The sequence below is a fragment of the Thermotoga sp. Cell2 genome (genome assembly GCF_000789375.1).
Taxonomy (GTDB): domain Bacteria; phylum Thermotogota; class Thermotogae; order Thermotogales; family Thermotogaceae; genus Thermotoga; species Thermotoga petrophila.
Genome location: NZ_CP003409.1, coordinates 500,438 through 521,258 on the forward strand (window position 1 = coordinate 500,438; position 20,821 = coordinate 521,258).

Here is a 20,821-nt window from a genome sequence, read left to right on the forward strand (position 1 = left end):
TCACCTCACTCGTTCACCATGGTAACCTTCACCAGGGACTTGTCGGTTTGAAGCCTCTTTATGTACTCAGGTATTTCCTCCATGGTAACGGTCTTGGAGATGATTTTGGTCATGTCCATCCCGGAGGCCATGAGACTGATCACCCTCGGGAAGGTACCATGACCAGAGTGTCCCTGAGATCCCACGATCTGTGCCCTTCTGACCTGAAACACTTCCCCAGTGAGAGGTATCTTCGCGTCGGCTCTTGCCACGATCACCACGGTGGCGTTTATACCGCGGGCTCTCCAGATTACCTCTTCTATCTGTGGCCAGACGATCTGAGGAACACCTGTCGCTTCGAGGAAAAGCTTTGCTCCAAGACCGTTCGTGTAATCAAGCACCGCTTCCACGAAGTTCTCCTTTGTGGGATCTATCACGTGATCTGCTCCCAGCTCTATGGCAAGGTTTCTTCTAGTTTCGGAAGGCTCTGACAGGATCACTTTCGCTGCTCCTGCGTGTTTCAAAATCGCAACGGCTGCAAGTCCTATAGGACCTCCTCCGAGTATCACCACGTTGTCTCCAGGCCTGATTCCACCTCCTCTCACAATTACAGCGTTGTAAGCAACGGAGGTGGGTTCCACGAGACTTCCTGCAAGAAAGAGTCTGTCACCGTACCTGTCCTCCAGTTCTCTGAGGCTCCAGGCGTATTTGGCATCGACCTTCACGTACTCTGCGAAAGCTCCATCGACGTTGAATCCCAGTTCGTTCAGGTTTTCGCAGTGGTTTGGGAAGCCTTCAGCACAGGGCCTGCAGTGACCACACCAGAGCATTTCCTCTACACAGACGGGCTCTCCGATCTCGAATCTTCTGTTTGTTCTTCTGTTGATGGCCTCCGGTCCTGCCTCCACCACAACTCCGGAAAACTCGTGGCCCAAAGTGACGGGAAAACCAGTAAGACCAGGGTAAAGAATGTAGCCTTCATCATCGGTCTGGGCCATATGAACGTCACTGCCACAGATCCCGCAGGCTTTCACCTTGATTATGATTTCCGTGGGTTTTTCGATTTTTGGTTCTGGTACCTCTTCCACCCTCACTTCCGGATATCTCCAAACCTTGCTACCGAGCCAGGTGAGTTTCCCCTCAATGTCTTTTGGACCGAGTTTAAACTCCGGCCTTGGATCCCACTTCGCGTGAAGCCTGACAGCCCTCATACTTTCCCCCTCCTTTTAACCCCAGGATATTTTCAATCACAAAAAGAGCACCACCGATCGCAACCCCGTATTCCTCGATTTCCCCTTTTCTGATCTCAACATCCCTCAATATATCCTCGGGAACGATCTTTGAGACAACCGACCTCACTACAGCCGAGATTTTTTCAAATTGATGGAGTCCTATTCCTCCTTTTATGATGACAACGTCTGGATCGAACAGTACAATCGCATTCGCGACAGCGACTCCAAAGTGTTCCAGACTTTCCTTTATCTCGTCGCGGTATTTTTCAAATACCCATTCAGGACTTTTTCCAAATCTTTTACTCATAGAAAAACCAGAGAACCACTCTTCCAGATGTCCAAAACCCTTTTCGGGTACTATCTCCTTTTCCTTTGACCAGTCCGTAACAATGTGCCCGAACTCTCCTGCTTTCCCCCTTGCCCCCCTGAAGATCTTTCCATCGTAAACAATTCCCGATCCAATTCCCCAGCCGACAGATATGAGCAAGACACACCTGAATCCTCGTCCAGCTCCTATCTTTGCCTCCGCGAAGGCATCCAGATTCGCGTTGTTTTCGACAAAAACGGGATATCCAAAAGTTTTCTCCAGTTCCTCTTTTAGATCCCAATCTGTGACATCGAAAGCCGGAATACGCTTTACAAGATGATCTTCATCGACAGTGCCCGGTATTCCAATTCCTATTCCAAGAATCCTCTCATAGACAAGAAATGGATGGATCACCTTTTTTATCAATTCAAGCAACTTCCTCTTGTCCAGGTTTGAGGGTAAAAGTATGTGCTCCTTGTTCAAAACATTTCCAACCAGATCGGTGAGCACAGCGTCGATTTTCGTGCCGCCGATATCCACACCTATGACGTATCTACTCTCCGGAACAAAAGAAAGCAAAACGGGCTTTCTTCCACCTTTGGAAGAACTTTCTTTCCTTCCCGTTTCTTTGACGAAACCCAGTTCTATTAATCTGTTCACAGCCTTAGACACCACTGGCTTACTGATCCCAAGAGCTCTGCTGATATCCACCCTTGAAATGTCGCTTCCAGCCATTATCATTTGAAGAACTGTCTTTTCCATTTCATTCAGCATTTTTCCATTCCTTTCGTTTGTTATCGCTAATTAACCAACCACATTATAATCAATTTATCAATTATAAGAAAAATTAGAAAAAAAGAGGAAACAAAAGTTTCCTCGGGTTAAAGGAGAATATTTTTATGGGATCATTTCACATCAAGTAGAATCATCGTTATTCACAAATCATCCAGTATCTCTGTTTCGTCCAGTACCTCCACACCGTTTCTTTCCAGAACGAAAGCGGTAACTCCCTTTCCCGGAACCAATCTTCCGGAAAAACTTCCATCGTAGACGAATTTTTTTCCACAGGAGGGACTTTTAGATTTCAGAATGGCGAGGTCTACTTTCAGAAGGCGAGCAACCTTGAGGGTGGTTTCCGCGCCTCTTAAAAAATTCTCAGTTCTGTCGCTTCCAAACTCATCGAGAACTCTTTCCTTCCCGGTCCATCCACAGCCTCCAGAAATCTCACACCGGGGTCTTGGAGTTGGAAGACCACCAAGTTGCTCGGGGCAAACAGGTATCAGATCGTGCCTTTCCAGCAGCGAAAGAACTCTTTCATCTGCTGCTGAACGTCCGTCGTATCTTGTGGGAAGTCCCAGAAGGCACGCGCTTACCAGGATCTTCATTCTCCACCGGTTCCTATGAGTTCTTTTTTCAACACCCAGATCTGGTTTGGCAGGTAATTGATCGGATTCACGGCTTTCTCATTCACTCTAACCTCGAAATGAAGGTGAGGCCCTGTACTCAAACCGGTGTTTCCAACCCTTCCTATTATCTGACCTTTCTTTACGTACTGACCCTCGTATACATCTATTTGGGAAAGATGCCCGTATATGTGTTCGTAAGAAGCAGATTTTATTTTTATCATGAGACCGTACCCGCCGTTTTCCCCGGCGAACTCCACCACTCCGCTTTCAGCAGCGAATATGGGTGTACCCTCAGGTGCCGATATATCAATTCCTGAGTGAAAGGAATATTTCCCGGTTATGGGGTGAGTCCTCCAGCCAAAACCGGAGGAAATGACACCATAAACAGGCCAGATGAAGAATTTCTCATCGTTGAACGCCTTTCCAATGATACTTTCAGGTATGAACAGCTTCTGTCCCGCATATATGGTGTAAGACTTGAGCTGATTCGCTTCCTTTATGAAAGTAGCGGTTGTGAAGAACCTTTTTGCAATAGTATCGAGGGTGTCTCCTTTTTTTACTGTGTAGAGGTAGCCAGGCGGCTGAGGAATCACGATCTCCTGCCCCACTCTGAGATTGTGAGGGTCGAGTCCGGGATTCCAGTCAAGAAGAAGAGAGGGGGAAATCCCAAAGTTGAGGGATATACTGTAAAGGGTGTCGTTCTTCTGGACCTTGTAATGAATCAGGAAGTAGGATGAGAATCCGTGTACGAAAAAGACAACAAGAAAAAGCAAAAAGAAGCCTCTCTTCATCCTCCCCATCCTTTCATACGAGTTCTATCAGCTTCTCAGGTATTTTATAGGCCGGAAGAACGTAATCAGAGTAACCTTCTTCGATCACCGACTTGGGCATTCCAAAGACGACACATGTTTCTTTATCTTCGGCTATTACCGTTCCACCGTAAAACTTGACCTTGAATGCTCCCTTGGTGCCATCTTTGCCCATACCCGTGAGAATCACAGCTATCGTTTTGGATTTGTATATCTCCGCTGCTTTGTCCAGGGTGAAATCCACCGATGGCCTCACGTTGTTTATTTTATCAGACTTGTCCAGGAAGAAAAAAACCTTGCCGTTCTGGGCTTTCAAACCAAGATGGAAGTCCCCGGGAGCGATATAAACAAAACCGGGCTTGACCTCTTCTCCGTCTTCAGCCTCTTTCACGGTGAGTTCAGAGGTGCTATCCAGCCTCATTGCGAGCGATTTTGTGAAACCAGGAGGCATGTGCTGGACCACAACTATTGGAGCTGGGAAGTTTTTCGGAAGGTTTGGGATGATCATGTCGAGCGATCTGGGCCCTCCGGTTGAGGAACCTATAACCACGATTTTCCCACTTACAGCTGGTTTGGTTATGGTGAGCCGTGAAACCTTCGGCCTGAAAAGAAGCGTTCGTGGATCCACGTTCATCGCCTGTCTGATCTTTTCCAGAAGTTCCGGGGCAACTTGTCTGAAAGTGAGAGAAACCGAACCGTGCGGCTTGGTGATGAAATCCACCGCACCGTTTCTGAGAGCTTCTATTGTGATCGCCGCGCCTTCTTCCGTCAAACTGTTCACCATGATGACTCGTGTGGGGACTTTTTTCATGATGAGTTTCAGCGCTTCAATTCCGTTCAGATTCGGCATTTCGATGTCCATGGTTATGACGTCTGGTTTGAGTTCTACAGCCTTTTCAACGGCTTCCAAACCGTCTTTAGCGAATCCCACTACCTTCATGTCTGGCTGAGAATCTATGATATCTTTGAGTACCATCCTCATGAACGCCGAGTCATCTACCACCAGTACTCTTATCACCCTGTCTGTCATTTCTGTACCTCCTCATGGAAAAAGAGATTACAGGAAAGAATATCAAAACACCAGAAACGAAGAACTTGGCAAACGAAGGTTCCCAGGAGAAAAGAGCTTTTCCCAGTATCAAAATACCCACAACCACTGAAAAAAGTGAATACCAGAGAACCACACCGGCCGCTATATCTTTCACGAGCTTTACCGATTCACTGTACTCCTTGAAGAAAAGATCGAGAAATTTTTCCACCACCGTGTTGAGAAGCTCCGCTCCAATGACAGAGAATATGGCAAAGTATATCCACAAAAGATCATTCGCACTCAACGGCAAAAAGAGAGAAAAAATAGCCACAACGATCCCTATGAAGAAATGTATTTTGAGATTTCTCTCAAGTTTTAAGGCATTTTCTATTCCTTCAAAGGCGTTTTTGAAGGATTTCAAAATATTATTCGAATCCCGCTGCAAGCCTCTTCCACACCCTCTCTGTTTTTATCTTGAACTGTTTTTCGAACATGTTGTAGCCGAACTCCAAAGCCTTCAGGTTTATGTCCCACAGAGGCCTCCTCACGTGATCTTTCAGTGCTCTTTTCAAAGAATCGAGCTTCACTATGTTACAAACTTTGGCAAGTACCCCCACCATTATGACGTTAGAAACCATAGCCGTCTTGAATTCTGAAATGGCCCTTTCTGTAGCGGGTACAAACAGAATCTTTCGGGTTATTCTCTTTACGAAGTCAGGAACGTTCTTCACAAAAGTTTGATCGAGAATGACCACACCGTTTACTTTCACCGACTTGTAAAGCTCGTCCATCGCTTTCTGATGAAGAATACACACAATGTCGAAATATTCACTCTCTGGATAGTCTATCGGTGAGTCGTCGTAAAGCACGTCGCAGTAACTGACATCTCCTCTCACCTGAGCGCTGTAAGACTGCGTTTGGACAACCCATTTACCTTCATAAACGAGAGCCTTCGCGAGTATCAAACCCGCCAGTATGTTTCCCTGTCCGCTGATACCCGCTATTCGTATGGAAACAGGCTCTGTCATTCCATCGCACCTTCTTTTCTGGTCAAACGCCTGTAAACAGTCAGAAAGTCTTCTTTTTCTTCCTCACGGAAGATTCCTATCTTTATTTTACCTTCTTCGGGTCGTTCCAGAAAACACGTGTTGTTCTTGAAGTATTCCATCATCTGATGAGGTTCGGGCATGCCGTTGTACCGTCCAAAGTAGGTGTGACAGTTCGTTAGAACGTCAACAACAGAAATTCCCCGGTGCTGAAGGGCCTTTTTTAGGACTCTCACCAGGTGATCGTAGTGATAAACGGTACTTCTCGCAACGAAAGTGGCTCCAGCGGAGAGAGCTATCTCCACCGCGTCGAACGGTTTTTCAAAGGCCCCAAGAGGAGTTGTCGAAGTCTGATAATACTGAGGAGTCGTTGAAGAAACCTGGCCACCTGTCATGCCGTATATCATGTTGTTGAAAATGACAACGGTTATATCTATGTTCCTCCTACACGCGTGTATGAAATGGTTCCCACCTATCGAGAGAATGTCTCCGTCTCCTCCCATCACAACCACTTCGAAATCCGGCTTTGCCAGCTTCACTCCCGTTGCGAAGGCGATTGCCCTTCCATGAAGGGTGTGCAACGTGTTGAAATCGAGGTACCCTGTAGCCCTCGAGGAACAACCGATTCCAGACACCACAGCCACTTTTTCTTTTGGAAGTGCGAGGTCATCCACGGCTTCCAGGAACGCTTTCAGGACTATTCCGTTCCCACAACCCGGGCACCAGACGCTCGGCCACCTGCCCGGCCTGAGGTAAGAAATGAGTCTTTCCGTCTTCACATCTCATCACCTACAAAGCGAACACTTTCCACTCCCGTGAACTTGAAGAAGAAATCTGTCAGAGGATCAGGATAATCCTTCTCGTAAACGACTCTCTTTATTCCAGCGTTAACTATGAGTCTTGCACAGATTGAACACGGTTTGTGCGTGACATATATGGTAGCACCGTTGACCGCTATACCGAACTTTGCCGCTTGCATCAATGCGTTCTGCTCCGCGTGTAGCGCGTAGCATATCTCCTGGTGTTCTCCAGAATTTATTTCAAGGTCATCGCGGATACATCCGATTTCGTTGCAGTGGGGAAATTTCGAGGGAGGCTGGTTGTATCCGGTGGCGAGGATTCTGTGATCTTTCACAATCACAGCTCCCACTTTTCTGTGAACACAGGTCGATCGCTCACTAACCATCCTGGCAATCCTCATGAAGTAGGAGTCCCAGGATTCTCTACTATCCGGTTTCTTCTCTATTTTCAGATTGTTCAGGTATTCCTCCAGCCTGTCTTTCACAAACTCACCCTTATGAGATTGTATCACAAACAAAAGCGAGGGCTTTACGTGCCCTCGCCTTCTGTAGTATAATTTCAATCCCAGACGTCGTTTCAAGGGAGGCCGAAAAAAGGGGAGGAGGTTTCTCCTCCCGAAAGGAAACCTTATCCTATGGCCTCCCGTCCTCTTTCTCCCGTTCTGATCCTAATGCAATCCAGCAGATCCAGCACAAAAATTTTCCCATCTCCTATGTTTCCTGTCCTTGCTCCTTTTTGAATCGCCTCGATAGTTGGTTCAACGAATTCTTCATTGACCGCTATGAGAAGCATCACCTTTTTGAGAAGATTCACCTCTTCTACTTCACCTCGATACGTTTCTGTGTATCCCTTCTGTTGACCACATCCAAGAACGTTCATGACAGTCATCTTGTAAATCTGAGCATCGAAAAGTGCCTTTTTCACATCCGGTAACTTGTGGGGTTGTATAACAGCTATGATCAGTTTCATACTGTCACCTCCTTCATCTTGTGGTGAAGATTTCAAAATCAGCGTATCCTTCCATGCCGTGCTCCTCTATATCCAGCCCCTTCAACTCTATGTCTCTGTCCACCCTCAAGCCAATTGTCTTTTTGATGAACCAGAAAACAAGGAAACTGGTCACTACTGTCCAGGCAAACACACTGACCACCCCCAGAAACTGAACTCCAAGTTGATGCACTCCTCCTCCGAAGAAGAGTCCGTTCACATCCCCCATCCCGCTTGCAAGAGCGTACTTGCTCTCCGCAAAGAGCCCCACGGCGAGAGTCCCCCAAGCACCGTTGACACCGTGAACGGATATGGCCCCAACGGGATCGTCGATTTTCAAAACTTTGTCGAAGAACTCAACCGCAAACACTACGAGCACCCCTCCGATCGCTCCTATGATCAAAGAACTCACAGGAGACACCACAGCACACGGTGCGGTGATGGCAACAAGGCCAGCAAGAGCACCGTTCATCGTCATACTCGCATCCGGCTTTCCATATTTTGCCCATACGGTGAACATCGCGGCAAGTGCTCCAGTGGCGGCAGCGAGGTTGGTGTTCAATATGATCATCCCTATCGCACCGTTCGTTCCGGCAAGGGTACTCCCTCCATTGAACCCGAACCATCCAAACCAGAGGATGAAGGTTCCGAGAGCAGCAAGAGGAATGTTGTGCCCTGGAATAGGCATGGGATTCCCCTGACTGTCGTACTTTCCAAACCTGGGCCCAAGAAGAGCCGCACCTATCATGGCAGCCCATCCACCAACAGAATGAACAACTGTGGAACCTGCAAAATCGATAAAACCTTTCTGTGCAAGCCATCCTCCTCCCCAGATCCACCTTCCAACAACCGAATAGATGATTCCTGTTATGAAACCTGTGTAAGCGAGGTACGCGGAAAACTTAGTGCGCTCTGCCATCGCTCCGGACACAATCGTCGCGGCCGTACCTGCGAAAGCCATCTGAAACATCCACATGGCAAAATCCCAGAGACCTTCTTTTGTGGAGGGATCAAAGGTGAGAGGATGTTTCCCGAACATAATCCAGTAACCGAAGATGAAGAAGACCACAGATCCGATCGCAAAATCCATGAGGTTTTTCATGAGCACATTCACCGTGTTCTTTGCGCGGGTGAAACCGGACTCTACCATGGCAAAACCCGCCTGCATGAAGAAGACCAGCGCTGCGGAAATGAGGATCCAGACCATGTCGAGTGACCAGCCGACATCTGTGACACCGTTCTGGGCGAAACCCACAGAAAGAAAAGCAAGAACTAGCAACAAGGAAAAAACTCTCTTTCGCATAAAAACACCTCCTTTTGGTAAATATGTTTGTTGACTCTTTTAAGATTAATTCTCTATCAATATGATACAAATAAACAATATTCTTGAAAAACAAAAAACAAACACCATGGGGTTCGTTTTCTTGAGGGTACAAACCCCATGTTGGATTGGATATTTATTACTAATTTCCGGGAATAAATTTCTGGAGGATTTTATATGTCTCAATACTATCAATTCAAAAAACCGCTGTCAATTATGAGAATGTTTCAGTTTGACTGGGAAGATTGTTAACACTCCGGGTTGTATAATCGTCGGGGAGGGATCGACATGTCGGGAAAATTGACCGTAATCACGGGTCCCATGTACTCCGGAAAGACAACCGAGCTTCTCTCCTTTGTGGAGATATACAAACTGGGAAAGAAAAAAGTCGCTGTTTTTAAACCAAAAATCGACAGCAGATATCACTCCACCATGATCGTCTCTCATTCTGGAAACGGTGTTGAAGCACACGTGATAGAACGTCCTGAGGAAATTCGAAAGTACATCGAAGAAGACACCCGGGGAGTTTTCATAGATGAGGTGCAGTTCTTCAGCCCCGGTTTGTTTGAAGTGGTGAAAGATCTTCTCGACAGAGGAATAGATGTTTTCTGTGCGGGACTCGATCTCACACACAAGCAAAATCCCTTTGAAACAACCGCTCTGCTTCTCAGCCTCGCCGACACCGTGATCAAAAAGAAGGCAGTCTGTCACCGATGTGGTGAGTACAACGCTACTCTCACATTAAAAGTAGCAGGAGGCGAAGAAGAAATAGACGTTGGGGGACAGGAGAAATACATTGCGGTCTGCAGGGATTGTTACAACACCCTCAAAAAACGAGTTTGAAGGTGCTACCTTTTCCTTCTTCGCTTTCAAGAATTACCTTCGCTTTCAATCTGGAAGCGAGTTCTTTGACTATGGAAAGGCCAAGTCCAGAACCCTCTGTGTTTCTGGATATTCTGTAGAATCTCTCAAAGATTCTCTTCTGTTCTTTTTTCGGAATTCCAGGTCCTGTGTCCTGAACGTAGATGGTTAATCTACCTTCCTTTCTTGCACCGACGATCACTTTCCCTTTCTCTGTGAACTTCACAGCGTTATCGATCAGATTCTCCAGTATCACCCTCAAGGTATCTTTCTCGGTTTCTAAAAATAGATCTTCTGGGCAATCTATTTCCAGCACCAAACCCTTTGATTCTGCTTTCGGTTTGAATTCATTCACGATCTGCTGGAGAAACTCCTTGAGGTTTATTCTCTCTTTCACAACACCGTTGAAAGAACTTTCGCTTTTCACGAGAAGAAGGAGCTGATTTATTTGTTTACTCATCTTCTCGACGTTCTTTTCCATTATGCCCAGCTTGTTTTTCACATCATCTGGTAAATCTTCTCGATACTTCAAAACATCGAGACTTGTTCTCAGAACAGAGAGAGGTGTTTTCAGTTCATGGGAGGCGTCCATCGAGAATCTTTTCAGGCTGTTGTAGGCATTCCTCACGGGAAGCAGAACCAGGCTGGACACGAAATATCCGAATACAGCGGCTCCCCCCGCAAAAAACAGAATCACGAGCAAATACATGGAAAGAAGTCTTCTGCTTCGCTCTATGAGATCGGAGATGTCCTTTCCCACCCTCAGGAATATTGTGGTGTCTCCCAGATCTATCTTTTTGGTGAAAATCCTGTAGTTCCCTTCCGTGGAAAACCCCTCTTCCACGGGAGTTTCGGGAGTTCCTATCTGTTCTCCCACCTCCAGAAAGACCTCTCCCGAGGGAAACAGAAACTGAAACGCCTCACCACGTGGAACAAAGAGAGGATCCACTCCTCTAAACGTGCGGAGCATGCCCATCATACCGGGCGCTTTCAGTCTTCTTTCGATGAGATCCGCTGTTCTCCTCAGTTCACCATCGAATTGGGTGGTTATTCTTCTCTTTTCTACAATGAAAACAGCGCCCACCGTGATGGCCACTATGAGAACTATAGAGAGTGTGAACACGGCCGTCCAGATAAGCTGTGTTTTTCTGAATGCCTTCTTCTCATTCGTCACGGGCAACATAACCGATACCTCTCACCGTGTGAATTATTTTCCTTTTAAACCCTTTGTCCACTTTCTTCCTCAAATTCTTTATATGACTTCTCAAAACATCGGAGAAAACTTCATCATCGAAGCTCCACAGGTGTTCCTGGAGCTCCTCCTTTGTGACAACTCTGTTTTTGTTCATCACAAGGTATTCCAAAATTTGGTACTCCTTCTTTGTCAAATCTATTTCTTTACCGCCCCTGTATGCCTTTTTAGTGGCTGTATCCAAAATCAAGTCACCGCACACGAGTTTTGTGCTTTTGCTTTCGCTTTTTCTTCTGATGAGAGCTCTCACCCTGGCTATGAGCTCTCTGAGATCGAAAGGTTTGGGAAGGTAATCGTCCGCCCCCATGTTGAGACCCTTCACACGGTACTCTACATCTGAAAGAGCTGTGAGCATCAAAACGGGGGTGTTCACTCCGTTTTCCCTCATAGACTTCAGGATCTCCCACCCATCGTGGACGGGAAGCATTATATCAAGAATCACAACATCGAAAGGTTCGTTCAGAGCCATGTACATACCCTCTTCTCCATCGTAACAAACATCGACGGTGAACATTTCTTTCTTTAAAGCCTCGGCTATCAGATCGGCGAGATCTCTTTCGTCTTCTACCACAAGAACTCTCACGTTCATCACCCCGATTTTTGACCTTGATCAAATTCTATCAGTTTGAACGTGAAAAAAACGTGAAACACCACCCCTTGAACTATCCCTGTTCTTGATGTATAATTTGAAAGGCCGTTGGGAGGTCGTCTAACGGTAGGACGGCGGACTCTGGATCCGCTGGTGGAGGTTCGAGTCCTCCCCTCCCAGCCAGAAAGGGGATGCAATGCATCCCCTTTTTCTTTATCCACAGACTAAATTAATTTTTATGCCATAACTGGAATAATTACACGGATGTTTCATAACAGACTTTTACTTTTCTCAAACGAAACAATACTGATACAGTCCTTTGATTGAGAGAACACATATGGTATAAATGTTATACACAAGATTTTATATTCATGCTCTTCTCCTTCAGGAGGTGAATGCCTTGTCCTATGACCTTCCCCGTCTGATACCAGATAAAGATTTCAAAGTCCCATCCGCCTGTGGAGTCTCCGGGATAATGAACACCTCTGGAAAGAGATTCAGTGGAAACATGATCGTGGAAAGCATGGCGCTCATGAGAGAAAGAGGAAACGGGCTTGGGGCTGGATACGCTGCGTATGGAATATATCCGGAGTTGAAAGATCTTTACTGTTTCCACATGCTCTACGACAGCGATCTCGATAAGAAAAATGCCGAAGAATACATAAAAGATCACTACGAAATCATCGAAAGTGAACCCATCCCCACCAGGAAAAATCCCCACATCAAGGAAGTCCACATCCTCTGGCGATACTTTTTGAAGCCAAAATTCATTCCTGAAGACATGAGCGAAGAGGACTTTGTCGTCAGCACTGTCATGTTCATAAACGAAAAAATTAACGGAGCCTTCGTCATGTCCAGTGGAAAGAACATGGGTGTTTTCAAAGGAGTGGGATTCCCGGAAGACATCGCTGATTTCTACAGAATAGACGAGTACAAGGGTTACATCTGGACCGCGCACAACAGGTTCCCCACGAACACCGTCGGATGGTGGGGAGGAGCACATCCGTTCGGTATTCTCGACTGGACGGTCGTTCACAACGGAGAAATATCTTCCTACGGTATAAACAGAAGGTTTTTGGAAGCGTACGGCTACAAATGTACACTCATGACGGACACTGAAGTGGTGGCGTACCTGGTGGATCTCTTCATGAGACGGTTCGGCTACAGTCCTCAGCTCACGGCAAAGATCCTCGCAGCGCCTCTCTGGAAAGATATAGACCTCATGCCAGAAGAGGAAAGAAAACTCTACACCGCTTTGAGAATGAACTACGGAGGAGCACTTTTGAACGGACCGTTTGCCATTATCGTTGCGAACAACAACATGATGATGGGGCTGAACGACAGAATAAAGCTCAGACCACTCGTCGCCGCTACAAAAGACGACTTTCTATACATCGCTTCCGAGGAGTCCGCTATAAGAGTTGTTTGTCCGGAACCTGATGAGGTCTGGGCTCCAAAAGCCGGTGATCCCGTCGTTGGAGTGCTGAAATCCGCCAGGAAAACTCAGGTGGTACTGGAGGGAGAAAATGGCTAAGAGAAAAGTACCCCCCGAATTTGTTGTGGAACGCGATGATTATAAATGTATAAGGTGTCTCGCCTGTGTGAGGGTTTGTTCCTACGGTGCGAATTTCTACGATGAAAACGCCAACAGAGTGTACACAGAAAACACCAAGTGTGTTGGATGTCACTTCTGTGAGGCTATCTGTCCAACAGAGGCCATCACGGTTCGAAAGAACGGTTTCGACATCAGACCTCTTGCCCACTGGACTCCAGAGCATCTCATAGGCATCATGAAGCAGGCAGAAACCGGAGGAGTTCTTCTCACCAGCATGGGCAACGACCGACCTTATTTCAGCTATTTCGACCGCATAGTGCTCAACGCGAGTCAGGTGACGAATCCTTCGATAGACCCCCTCAGAGAACCCATGGAAATCAGAACGTACATCGGAAGAAAAGAAGAAAAACTGGAAATTGAAGAAGACGAGGATGGAACAGTGAAACTCAAAACAGAGATCGCTCCTCAGCTCAAACTGGAAGTTCCAGTCATGTTCACCGCCATGTCCTACGGTTCGATCAGTTTGAACGCAATCCTTTCACTCGCAAGAGCTGCAAGGACCGTGGGAACCTTCTTCAACACAGGTGAAGGAGGACTCCCGAAAGAACTGAGAGAGTTCAAGGACAACATGATCGTTCAGGTTGCATCCGGACGCTTCGGTGTGAGTGCAGATTATCTGAACGCTGGATCTGCGGTTGAGATAAAGATAGGGCAGGGTGCAAAGCCGGGTATCGGTGGACACCTTCCGGGAGAAAAGGTCACCGAGCCCATATCGGAAACCAGAATGATTCCCGTTGGAACCGATGCTCTCTCTCCCGCACCGCACCACGACATCTACTCCATAGAAGACCTGAGACAGCTCATCTACGCCATAAAGGAAGCCACAAGATACGAAAAACCAGTTGGTGTCAAGATCGCTGCAGTCCACAACGTGGCTCCAATCGCTGCCGGTGCAGTCAGAGCCGGTGCGGACTACATAGTGATAGACGGTATAAGGGGTGGTACAGGAGCCGCTCCCAAGATAACAAGAGATCACGTCGGAATTCCCATAGAATTCGCTGTAGCCGTTGTTGATCAGAGGCTCAGAGAGGAAGGCATAAGGCACATGGCCTCTATCGTGGTTGCGGGTGGAATCAGAAACAGTGCCGATGTGATCAAAGCGATCGCACTCGGAGCGGACGCGGTTTACATAGGAACGGCCGCTCTCATTTCACTCGGCTGTCATCTCTGTCAGACGTGTTACCTTGGAAAGTGCAACTGGGGAATCGCCACCCAGGATCCAAAACTCACAAAGAGACTGAATCCAGAGATAGGCGCAAGAAGAGCCGCGAACCTTCTGAGAGCCTGGGCTCATGAGATAAAAGAAATCCTCGGTGGAATGGGTATCAACGCCATAGAGTCACTGAGAGGCAACAGGGAAGTCCTCAGGGGTGTGGGACTCCACGAATACGAGTTGAAACTCCTTGGTATTAAACCCGCAGGAGAGGCGTGGTGATAGCGGTGAGAAGAATACTTATCAGGGAAGAGTACTGCATGGGATGTAAGCTGTGTGAGATAAACTGCGTCGCTGCACAGGTGGGAACGGGAAACCTCATAAAGGTGTACAGATACGTCCCGGAACTTCCCGAACCAAACGTGATAGTGGAAGAGCACGATTACGTCACTTTCGCACTTCAGTGCAGAAACTGTGATGATCCATCCTGTCTGAAGGCCTGTATGACGGGCGCGATGCACAGAGATCCAAAAACAGGAGCCATCAGAGTGAATCAAGAAAAGTGTGTAGGATGCTGGATGTGTGTGATGGCCTGTCCCTTCGGTGTGATAAGAAGGAACACGAAAGAAAAGAAAGTTGCCTCAAAGTGTGATCTCTGTGCCGATAGAGGAACTCCTGGCTGTGTCGAAGGCTGTCCAAACGAAGCGCTCGTTCTGGTTGAGGTGAGAGAATGAGGTACGTGATAGTTGGATCCGGACCAGCCGGTTTGAACGCGATAGAAGCGATCAGAGAAGTTGACAAAGAAGGAGAAATCCTTCTGATCACGGCAGAGAAATACGTGGGATACTCAAGACCTTTGATCACCTACTTGCTTGGAAGAAAGGTCACAGAGGAGAAGATGTATTACAGAACGGAAGACTATCTGAGAGAAATGAGGGTCGATATAAAACCCGCTACAAGAGTCGAAAAGGTGATACCAGAGGAGAAAACAGTAGTAACAGACAGCGGAGAAGAAATTCGCTACGACAAACTCCTGATTGCCACCGGTGGAAAGCCGTTTGTTCCAAACATAGAAGGACTCACTGGAAAGAAAGGTGTGTTCACATTCACCACGTGGGAAGACGAAGAGAAGGTAGAAAAGTACATAGAAGAAAACGATGTGAAAGAAGCCGTGGTGCTCGGTGGAGGTCTGATCGGTCTTAAAACAACGGAAGCGCTGATGGAACTTGGAGTAAAGGTCACCATTGTTGAACTGGCAGATAGGATACTCTCCGTTACCTTCGACAGAAAGGCATCTGAGATCATCACCGAAGCTTTGAAAAAAGAAGGATGCAGTGTTATAACGAACGACACAGTGGTGAAAGTGAACGGTGATGACACGGTTTCCTCCGTTGTTCTAAAAAGCGGAAAGGAGATCCCAACAAAGCTTCTCGTCATCGCTATTGGAGTAAGGCCGAATGTGGAATTTCTCAAAGACTCCGGGATAGAGATAAACCGTGGTATTGTGGTGAACGAAATGATGGAAACAAACGTGGAAGGTGTTTACGCTGCGGGAGACTGCACTGAATTCTACGATCTGATAGATGGTCAGAGAAAAACGATCGCCATCTGGCCTGTGGCTGTTGCGCAGGGAAGAGTGGCTGGCTACAACATGGCTGGGAGAAACGTGAGGTATCCCGGCGGTATCCCGATGAACTCCGTTGAACTCGCCGGTATTCCAACCATATCGGTCGGGCACTCGAACGTGGAAGACGATGGGTATGAAATCCTCACCTTCGAAGAAGGAAACACCTACAAAAAAATGGTGTTGAAGGACAACAGACTCATAGGTGCCATCCTTGTGAACGACATAGACAGGGCCGGAATCTACACAGGCCTCATCCTTCAAAAACTCGACGTGTCTTCTTTCAAAGACAGACTACTCGACGAGAACTTCGGCCTCGTTTACCTTCCAAAAGAGTTCAGAAAGAAGATGCTGGAGGGGGAAATCAAGATATGGTTAGAATAGACGCGAAAGGCCTCCACTACAAAAAACTGAACGACTTGATCTGGGAAGCGATAGAAAACGGAGAAGAAGAAATAGTTCTGGACAACGTTTGCGGTCAGAGATACATCGGAGCCGGAATCAGAAAGAAAGTAAAAATAGAAATAAACGGCGTTCCGGGGAACGATCTTGGTGTTTTCATGGACGGTCCTGAAATCATCGTGAACGGAAACGCACAAGACGGTGTAGGAAACACCATGAACGCAGGAAAAATCGTGGTCCACGGACACGCGGGCGACATCATAGGATACGCCATGAGGGGTGGACACATCTACATAAAAAGAAATGCTGGATATCGAGTGGGAATACACATGAAGGCATACAAAGAAAATTACCCCGTTGTCGTCATAGGAGGCTTTGCGAGAGACTTCCTCGGAGAATACATGGCAGGAGGACTTCTCATAGTGCTGGGACTGGAAAAAGATGAAGATGGAAACATCGCAGGAAACTACGTTGGAACAGGAATGCACGGTGGGGAGATCTTTCTCAGAGGAACCGTAGAAGAGCACAAACTCGGAAAAGAAGTGAAAATCTTCCAGCCCACCGAAGAGGATATCAACAGGATCAAGCCTTATGTTGAAGAGTTCTGCAGACTCTTTGACTACGACTCAGAGGAGATTCTGAACGGAGAATTCATCATCCTCAAACCCTACACACACAGACCGTACGGAAGATTGTATGCGTATTAAAAAAGAGCTCCCGGGATTCCGGGAGCTTATTTCACAATATAAGGAAGGTATTTGTCAACAACCGCCCGAGCCGCGCCGAACATCCAGTTCGCATCGGCCACCTGAAATTGCACTTCTCCCACAAAATCGCGATTGAATCGAGCTCTAACCATCTCTTCCAAGATCTTGATCATTTCTTCGTTGACCACACCCTCTCCCGCGAAGAACACCCGAGAAACACCCGAACCCATGATAACGTTCCCCAGTATCACAGAAAAGGTTTTGAATGCCTTTTCGTAGTGCACTTTCACAGAATCAAAATCCTTTCTGGCTTTTTCTCTCAATTCTTCGATTGTCTGCCTGTACTTTTCTTCTTCGCTTGTGATGAAATCTTCGAAATCAATCTCTTTTCCAAGGCAAGACTTCAAAACAGCGTACTCTGAAGAATGATACTCCAGACAACCTGTCTGTCCACAGTAGCACTTTCCTTCTGAAGAAGCCAGCATGTGTCCCATTTCTAAGTGATGAATCCTCTTATCTTTCCAGAGACTCGCACCTATGCCGATGCCGTAGCTCACCAGAAGAAAGTCTGCGTTCACTCTCTGGGAAATTTCCCGGCAGAGAGCATCCGAATCGTTCATGACGAGGATCCTTTCAAGATCTTTCAGGACTTTCCTTGGATCCCAGTCTTTCACGTTCATCACATGGGAAACGATCACTTTTCCTTCTTTCACGATTCCAGAAGAGCAAATACCCACTCCGAGAAGATTTTCACTGTGAAGTTGTTCGATGGTTTCTCTGAGAGCACGAGTATAACCGTCGTTGTTTCTCATACCGGACAGAATCTGCACTCTGTGTTCTTTCAAAGGATTCATGCTTGCGTCAAAGAGTACACCCCGTACCTCTTCGCGACCCACCTTCACCCCGATCGCGGTGAATTTTTCTGGATTGACTTTCAAAATCTGATATGGTCTTCCTCTCCTCTTCCTGATCTCTTCAAAGACGAGGAAACCTTCATCGAGCAACTCGTCGATTATGTAGCTCAGAGTGCTGTGTGCGAGGTTCAAATTGCTGGCAAGCTGGTTTCTGGTAGTTTTTCCATTTCTCAGTATGTACCTCAAAATCTTTATCTTGTTCTCTCTTCGAAGAAGCGGTGAAGGCACTCTCTCACCTCAACAGATCTAAGAAGAGTTTCAGATAGTTCTTCAGATGCACCGTGATAATGAAATTCTCCACCACAGTTTGCCTTCCTTTTTCTCCCATTTTTCTTCTGAGTTCTTCATCCTTTATGAGTTTTACCACGTATCCTGCAAGGTCCTCTCTTTCCCATGCCAAATAACCATTTTCTCCATGTTTCACCTGTATCTTAACACCACCAACTGGCCTTGCTACGACCGGAACTCTCTTGTAAAGTGCTTCACTTATGACGAGACCGAAGCCTTCTCTTGTTGCCGTGTGCAGAGCGACAGTCGTGGCCCTCTGAATAGCGTTCACTTCCTTGTTTCCAACACCTTTCAGGTTCGTGCAGAATTTTATATCTTCGTCCGTTCCGGCGTATCTGAGGACCTTTTCAAAGAAGAACCATCCCTCCGGATCGTCCGTTGCCATGGCGGAAACTACGGCAAGCTGAACCTCCGGGATCTCTTTCTTCACCAGTCTATAGACGTCGATGGCACTGAAAAGATCTTTCCATGGATCAAATCGAGACACAACAGTTATCAGAGGCCTTTCCGGGTCTATTTCGAGTCTTTCGAGAGTTTTTCTTATTGTGTCTTCATCAAGATCTCGATTCTTTTCACTCAGGGGATCTATACTCGGTGGGAAAGCTATGCTCCTTTCTTTCCATCCCTGCGGGAAATACTCCTCGAGATGGAAAACAAGTCTGTCGTATCCCTCCAAATACTGGGAAAATCTCTGCCAGACCTTCATGTTTGGAGTGGATAGATCTATATGACATCTCCAGATCCACTTTCTGTCGTTCAAATCCACGAATTTTCTCAGAGCTGCTGGTTGGGGATCGTGGATCACGAATAACTCTTCGTCCTGGATCAGTTCTGCGTTTTTTCTGCAGACCTCTTCGTAAAGGTTCCACTCTTCCTCTGAAATCTCTATATCCGCACCTTGAAGCGTGTTGTGAAACTTTTTTGTGACGTTGAAAAACTCATCGGGTGCCTCTATGACCCTCCACCTGGCGTCCAGACCAACCGATCTCATAAGCGGAACGAGATTGTGGAGGATTTCGGCAACTCCTCCACCGTAGGCAGTCGCATTGACGTGAAGAACCTTTTTTCCTTTAAGAGGTTCTGCAAGTTTTTTTATCTCGTCCACCTCGTTTCCGATTATGGTGCGGTACTCCTCTATGTTTCGCTCTCTCAACACAACATCCACGGTGATCCCTCCCGAATTTATTCGTAACTTGAATTAATACACAATTAATCATGCCACAGGATGGAAATGTTTCAAGAGGTGTTTTTGAGTTAGCAAGAAGAAAGATGGTTTTAAACAACATTGTTTTATGCATACAAACCAGGTTAGTTCCAATCATTCACAAAGTAGGTGATGTGTGTACTTGGCATTGGAAGAACGATACAGAGTATGCAATTACCGGTAACGAAAAATTTCATGCAGGTTTGTGGTACCGGAAGCTATGCGTTAAAAAAGGAATAATGGATGATATGAAGAGACAATACGAAGAGAATTTGTGGTAATCGATGATGCGTAAGTTCTTTGAATTCGAGAAGTTAACAGTTAACTTCTAACACATTGAGGAATGCCTTCTTTCATCTATTTGTGAAACATGGAACTAATCGATTTTTACCAGAAACACCCCAAAATGCCCTGACGTAGGTTGATATAATTTATCTTCTGTTTTTTGCTTGTGTTCTTTCGTTGTTTGACTATGCAATTATTCCATTTTTCCAAACAGTACTTGAAGGTGCTCTCTTGTGTGTTAGAATGGTTTATGGAAAGGGAGGATATGGAAGGTCAAAAAACATCTTGCCTTTCAGATTGTGTTTGTGGGTATAATTTCTCTTGAAACTCACCGGGGTTTCATAAGTTCCCTAAGAGGGTATTGGAAACCAAGGGTTGGAAACCAAGAAAGAATTAAAAACCTGGGGGGAGGGGGTTTCAAATAGTTCCTTAAGAGGGTATGAAAAACTAGAATCCAACGTCCTTGGGGAGGGAGGGGCTACATAACCCGTTTCAATAGTTCCTTAGAGGGTATGGAAACTCCTATCACAGCTCTTCGGCACTAAGACTCCCGTGTTTCAATAGTTCCTTAGAGGTATGGAAACTACCTATATATGTTTCAGCACAATAAAGGTACGGCAGTTTCAATAGTTCCTTAGAGGTATGGAAACTAAACTCTCTTTCCTCCTCTGATATATCCTCAGGTGGTTTCAATAGTTCCTTAGAGGTATGGAAACACGCACCGTTTCTCTTCAGAATCAGTGAAAGTGAGAGTTTCAATAGTTCCTTAGAGGTATGGAAACCCGTAGTCAAAATCGTAGAAACAGACAAGGTACCAACCGGTTTCAATAGTTCCTTAGAGGTATGGAAACGGAGTACCTTCCGCTTCTTCCAAGCAACGTGGTAGAGGTTTCAATACTTCCTTAGAGGTATGGAAACGAAGACAACCAAAGTCTAAAACTCGGTTTTCCGTGGGTTTCAATACTTCCTTAGAGGTATGGAACCACCCGATTCCGTGAGATATGAGAGA

Annotated in this window: 21 protein-coding genes, 1 tRNA gene and 1 CRISPR repeat array; of the genes, 7 read left to right on the forward strand and 15 right to left on the reverse strand. The window is 46.5% G+C overall.

The features are described from left to right. Positions 1–5: 5 nt before the first annotated feature. The 11 genes from iolM to CELL2_RS02650 form a co-directional block, all read right to left on the reverse strand. The gene (gene iolM, locus CELL2_RS02600; RefSeq protein ID WP_029683375.1) at positions 6–1,190 is read right to left on the reverse strand and encodes a scyllo-inosose 3-dehydrogenase; all 1,185 of its coding nucleotides are present in this window, start codon (positions 1,188–1,190) and stop codon (positions 6–8) included. Further along, on the reverse strand, positions 1,141–2,292 hold the full coding sequence (locus CELL2_RS02605) for an ROK family transcriptional regulator (RefSeq protein WP_029683376.1): 1,152 nt from the start codon (positions 2,290–2,292) through the stop codon (positions 1,141–1,143). Before CELL2_RS02605 ends, iolM begins: the two co-directional genes overlap by 50 nt. 161 nt (positions 2,293–2,453) lie before the next feature. Continuing rightward, positions 2,454–2,903, reverse strand: coding sequence for a DUF523 domain-containing protein (locus tag CELL2_RS02610; RefSeq protein WP_038033569.1), 450 nt, complete (start codon positions 2,901–2,903; stop codon positions 2,454–2,456). Then, entirely contained in the window at positions 2,900–3,715 is an 816-nt protein-coding gene (locus tag CELL2_RS02615; protein ID WP_038033565.1) for a peptidoglycan DD-metalloendopeptidase family protein, read from the reverse strand. Before CELL2_RS02615 ends, CELL2_RS02610 begins: the two co-directional genes overlap by 4 nt. A 13-nt stretch (positions 3,716–3,728) precedes the next feature. Then, the gene (locus CELL2_RS02620) at positions 3,729–4,763 is read right to left on the reverse strand and encodes a chemotaxis response regulator protein-glutamate methylesterase (RefSeq protein ID WP_038033563.1); all 1,035 of its coding nucleotides are present in this window, start codon (positions 4,761–4,763) and stop codon (positions 3,729–3,731) included. Beyond that, positions 4,726–5,208, reverse strand: coding sequence for a diacylglycerol kinase family protein (locus tag CELL2_RS02625; RefSeq protein ID WP_011943146.1), 483 nt, complete (start codon positions 5,206–5,208; stop codon positions 4,726–4,728). The genes CELL2_RS02620 and CELL2_RS02625 overlap by 38 nt, the downstream gene beginning before the upstream one ends. After that, the gene (locus CELL2_RS02630) at positions 5,189–5,791 is read right to left on the reverse strand and encodes a 2-oxoacid:acceptor oxidoreductase family protein (protein WP_004083247.1); all 603 of its coding nucleotides are present in this window, start codon (positions 5,789–5,791) and stop codon (positions 5,189–5,191) included. Before CELL2_RS02630 ends, CELL2_RS02625 begins: the two co-directional genes overlap by 20 nt. Continuing rightward, complete coding sequence (locus CELL2_RS02635) at positions 5,788–6,588, reverse strand: 2-oxoacid:ferredoxin oxidoreductase subunit beta (RefSeq protein WP_004083245.1); 801 nt, start codon at positions 6,586–6,588, stop codon at positions 5,788–5,790. Before CELL2_RS02635 ends, CELL2_RS02630 begins: the two co-directional genes overlap by 4 nt. Beyond that, entirely contained in the window at positions 6,585–7,094 is a 510-nt protein-coding gene (locus tag CELL2_RS02640; RefSeq protein WP_004083243.1) for a cytidine/deoxycytidylate deaminase family protein, read from the reverse strand. Before CELL2_RS02640 ends, CELL2_RS02635 begins: the two co-directional genes overlap by 4 nt. Before the next feature lie 143 nt (positions 7,095–7,237). Further along, positions 7,238–7,579, reverse strand: a complete 342-nt coding sequence (locus CELL2_RS02645; RefSeq protein ID WP_011943147.1) for a P-II family nitrogen regulator — start codon at positions 7,577–7,579, stop codon at positions 7,238–7,240. Between the two features lie 13 nt (positions 7,580–7,592). Then, positions 7,593–8,900 (reverse strand): ammonium transporter, encoded by a 1,308-nt coding sequence (locus CELL2_RS02650; RefSeq protein WP_029683380.1) that lies wholly within the window; start codon positions 8,898–8,900, stop codon positions 7,593–7,595. A 306-nt stretch (positions 8,901–9,206) separates the two neighbouring features. On the opposite strand from CELL2_RS02650, the gene CELL2_RS02655 reads away from it, so the two are divergent. Further along, positions 9,207–9,761 (forward strand): thymidine kinase, encoded by a 555-nt coding sequence (locus CELL2_RS02655; protein ID WP_038033558.1) that lies wholly within the window; start codon positions 9,207–9,209, stop codon positions 9,759–9,761. Here CELL2_RS02655 and CELL2_RS02660 read toward each other — a convergent pair. Together CELL2_RS02660 and CELL2_RS02665 are read right to left on the reverse strand one after the other, a co-directional pair. Then, on the reverse strand, positions 9,745–10,962 hold the full coding sequence (locus CELL2_RS02660) for a HAMP domain-containing sensor histidine kinase (RefSeq protein ID WP_038033555.1): 1,218 nt from the start codon (positions 10,960–10,962) through the stop codon (positions 9,745–9,747). The genes CELL2_RS02655 and CELL2_RS02660 overlap by 17 nt on opposite strands. Next, positions 10,943–11,614 (reverse strand): response regulator transcription factor, encoded by a 672-nt coding sequence (locus CELL2_RS02665; RefSeq protein WP_011943151.1) that lies wholly within the window; start codon positions 11,612–11,614, stop codon positions 10,943–10,945. Before CELL2_RS02665 ends, CELL2_RS02660 begins: the two co-directional genes overlap by 20 nt. A gap of 115 nt (positions 11,615–11,729) precedes the next feature. Here CELL2_RS02665 and CELL2_RS02670 point away from each other — a divergent pair. From CELL2_RS02670 to CELL2_RS02695, 6 genes are all read left to right on the forward strand, one after another. Then, positions 11,730–11,803, forward strand: a tRNA-Gln gene (locus CELL2_RS02670). A 217-nt stretch (positions 11,804–12,020) separates the two neighbouring features. Further along, the gene (locus CELL2_RS02675) at positions 12,021–13,154 is read left to right on the forward strand and encodes a glutamine amidotransferase family protein (protein WP_012895854.1); all 1,134 of its coding nucleotides are present in this window, start codon (positions 12,021–12,023) and stop codon (positions 13,152–13,154) included. After that, positions 13,147–14,670, forward strand: coding sequence for a glutamate synthase-related protein (locus tag CELL2_RS02680; protein ID WP_038033551.1), 1,524 nt, complete (start codon positions 13,147–13,149; stop codon positions 14,668–14,670). Before CELL2_RS02675 ends, CELL2_RS02680 begins: the two co-directional genes overlap by 8 nt. 5 nt (positions 14,671–14,675) lie before the next feature. Beyond that, complete coding sequence (locus tag CELL2_RS02685; RefSeq protein ID WP_024103735.1) at positions 14,676–15,122, forward strand: 4Fe-4S dicluster domain-containing protein; 447 nt, start codon at positions 14,676–14,678, stop codon at positions 15,120–15,122. Continuing rightward, positions 15,119–16,396 carry an NAD(P)/FAD-dependent oxidoreductase gene (locus tag CELL2_RS02690; protein ID WP_038033549.1) on the forward strand — a complete coding sequence of 426 codons (1,278 nt, stop codon included), beginning with the start codon at positions 15,119–15,121 and terminating at the stop codon, positions 16,394–16,396. Before CELL2_RS02685 ends, CELL2_RS02690 begins: the two co-directional genes overlap by 4 nt. Next, on the forward strand, positions 16,384–17,121 hold the full coding sequence (locus CELL2_RS02695; protein ID WP_008191950.1) for a hypothetical protein: 738 nt from the start codon (positions 16,384–16,386) through the stop codon (positions 17,119–17,121). Before CELL2_RS02690 ends, CELL2_RS02695 begins: the two co-directional genes overlap by 13 nt. Positions 17,122–17,147: 26 nt before the next feature. On the opposite strand, the gene CELL2_RS02700 is transcribed toward CELL2_RS02695, so the two are convergent. Both CELL2_RS02700 and CELL2_RS02705 read right to left on the reverse strand, forming a co-directional pair. Continuing rightward, positions 17,148–18,263: an ROK family transcriptional regulator gene (locus CELL2_RS02700; RefSeq protein ID WP_038033547.1), complete on the reverse strand. Its 1,116-nt coding sequence runs from the start codon at positions 18,261–18,263 to the stop codon at positions 17,148–17,150. Positions 18,264–18,267: 4 nt separating this feature from the next. Then, positions 18,268–19,488, reverse strand: a complete 1,221-nt coding sequence (locus CELL2_RS02705; protein ID WP_012310607.1) for a glycosyltransferase — start codon at positions 19,486–19,488, stop codon at positions 18,268–18,270. A 660-nt stretch (positions 19,489–20,148) separates the two neighbouring features. Beyond that, a CRISPR array of direct repeats spans positions 20,149–20,795; the repeat unit is 30 nt; unit sequence GTTTCAATAGTTCCTTAGAGGTATGGAAAC. Positions 20,796–20,821: the final 26 nt, after the last annotated feature.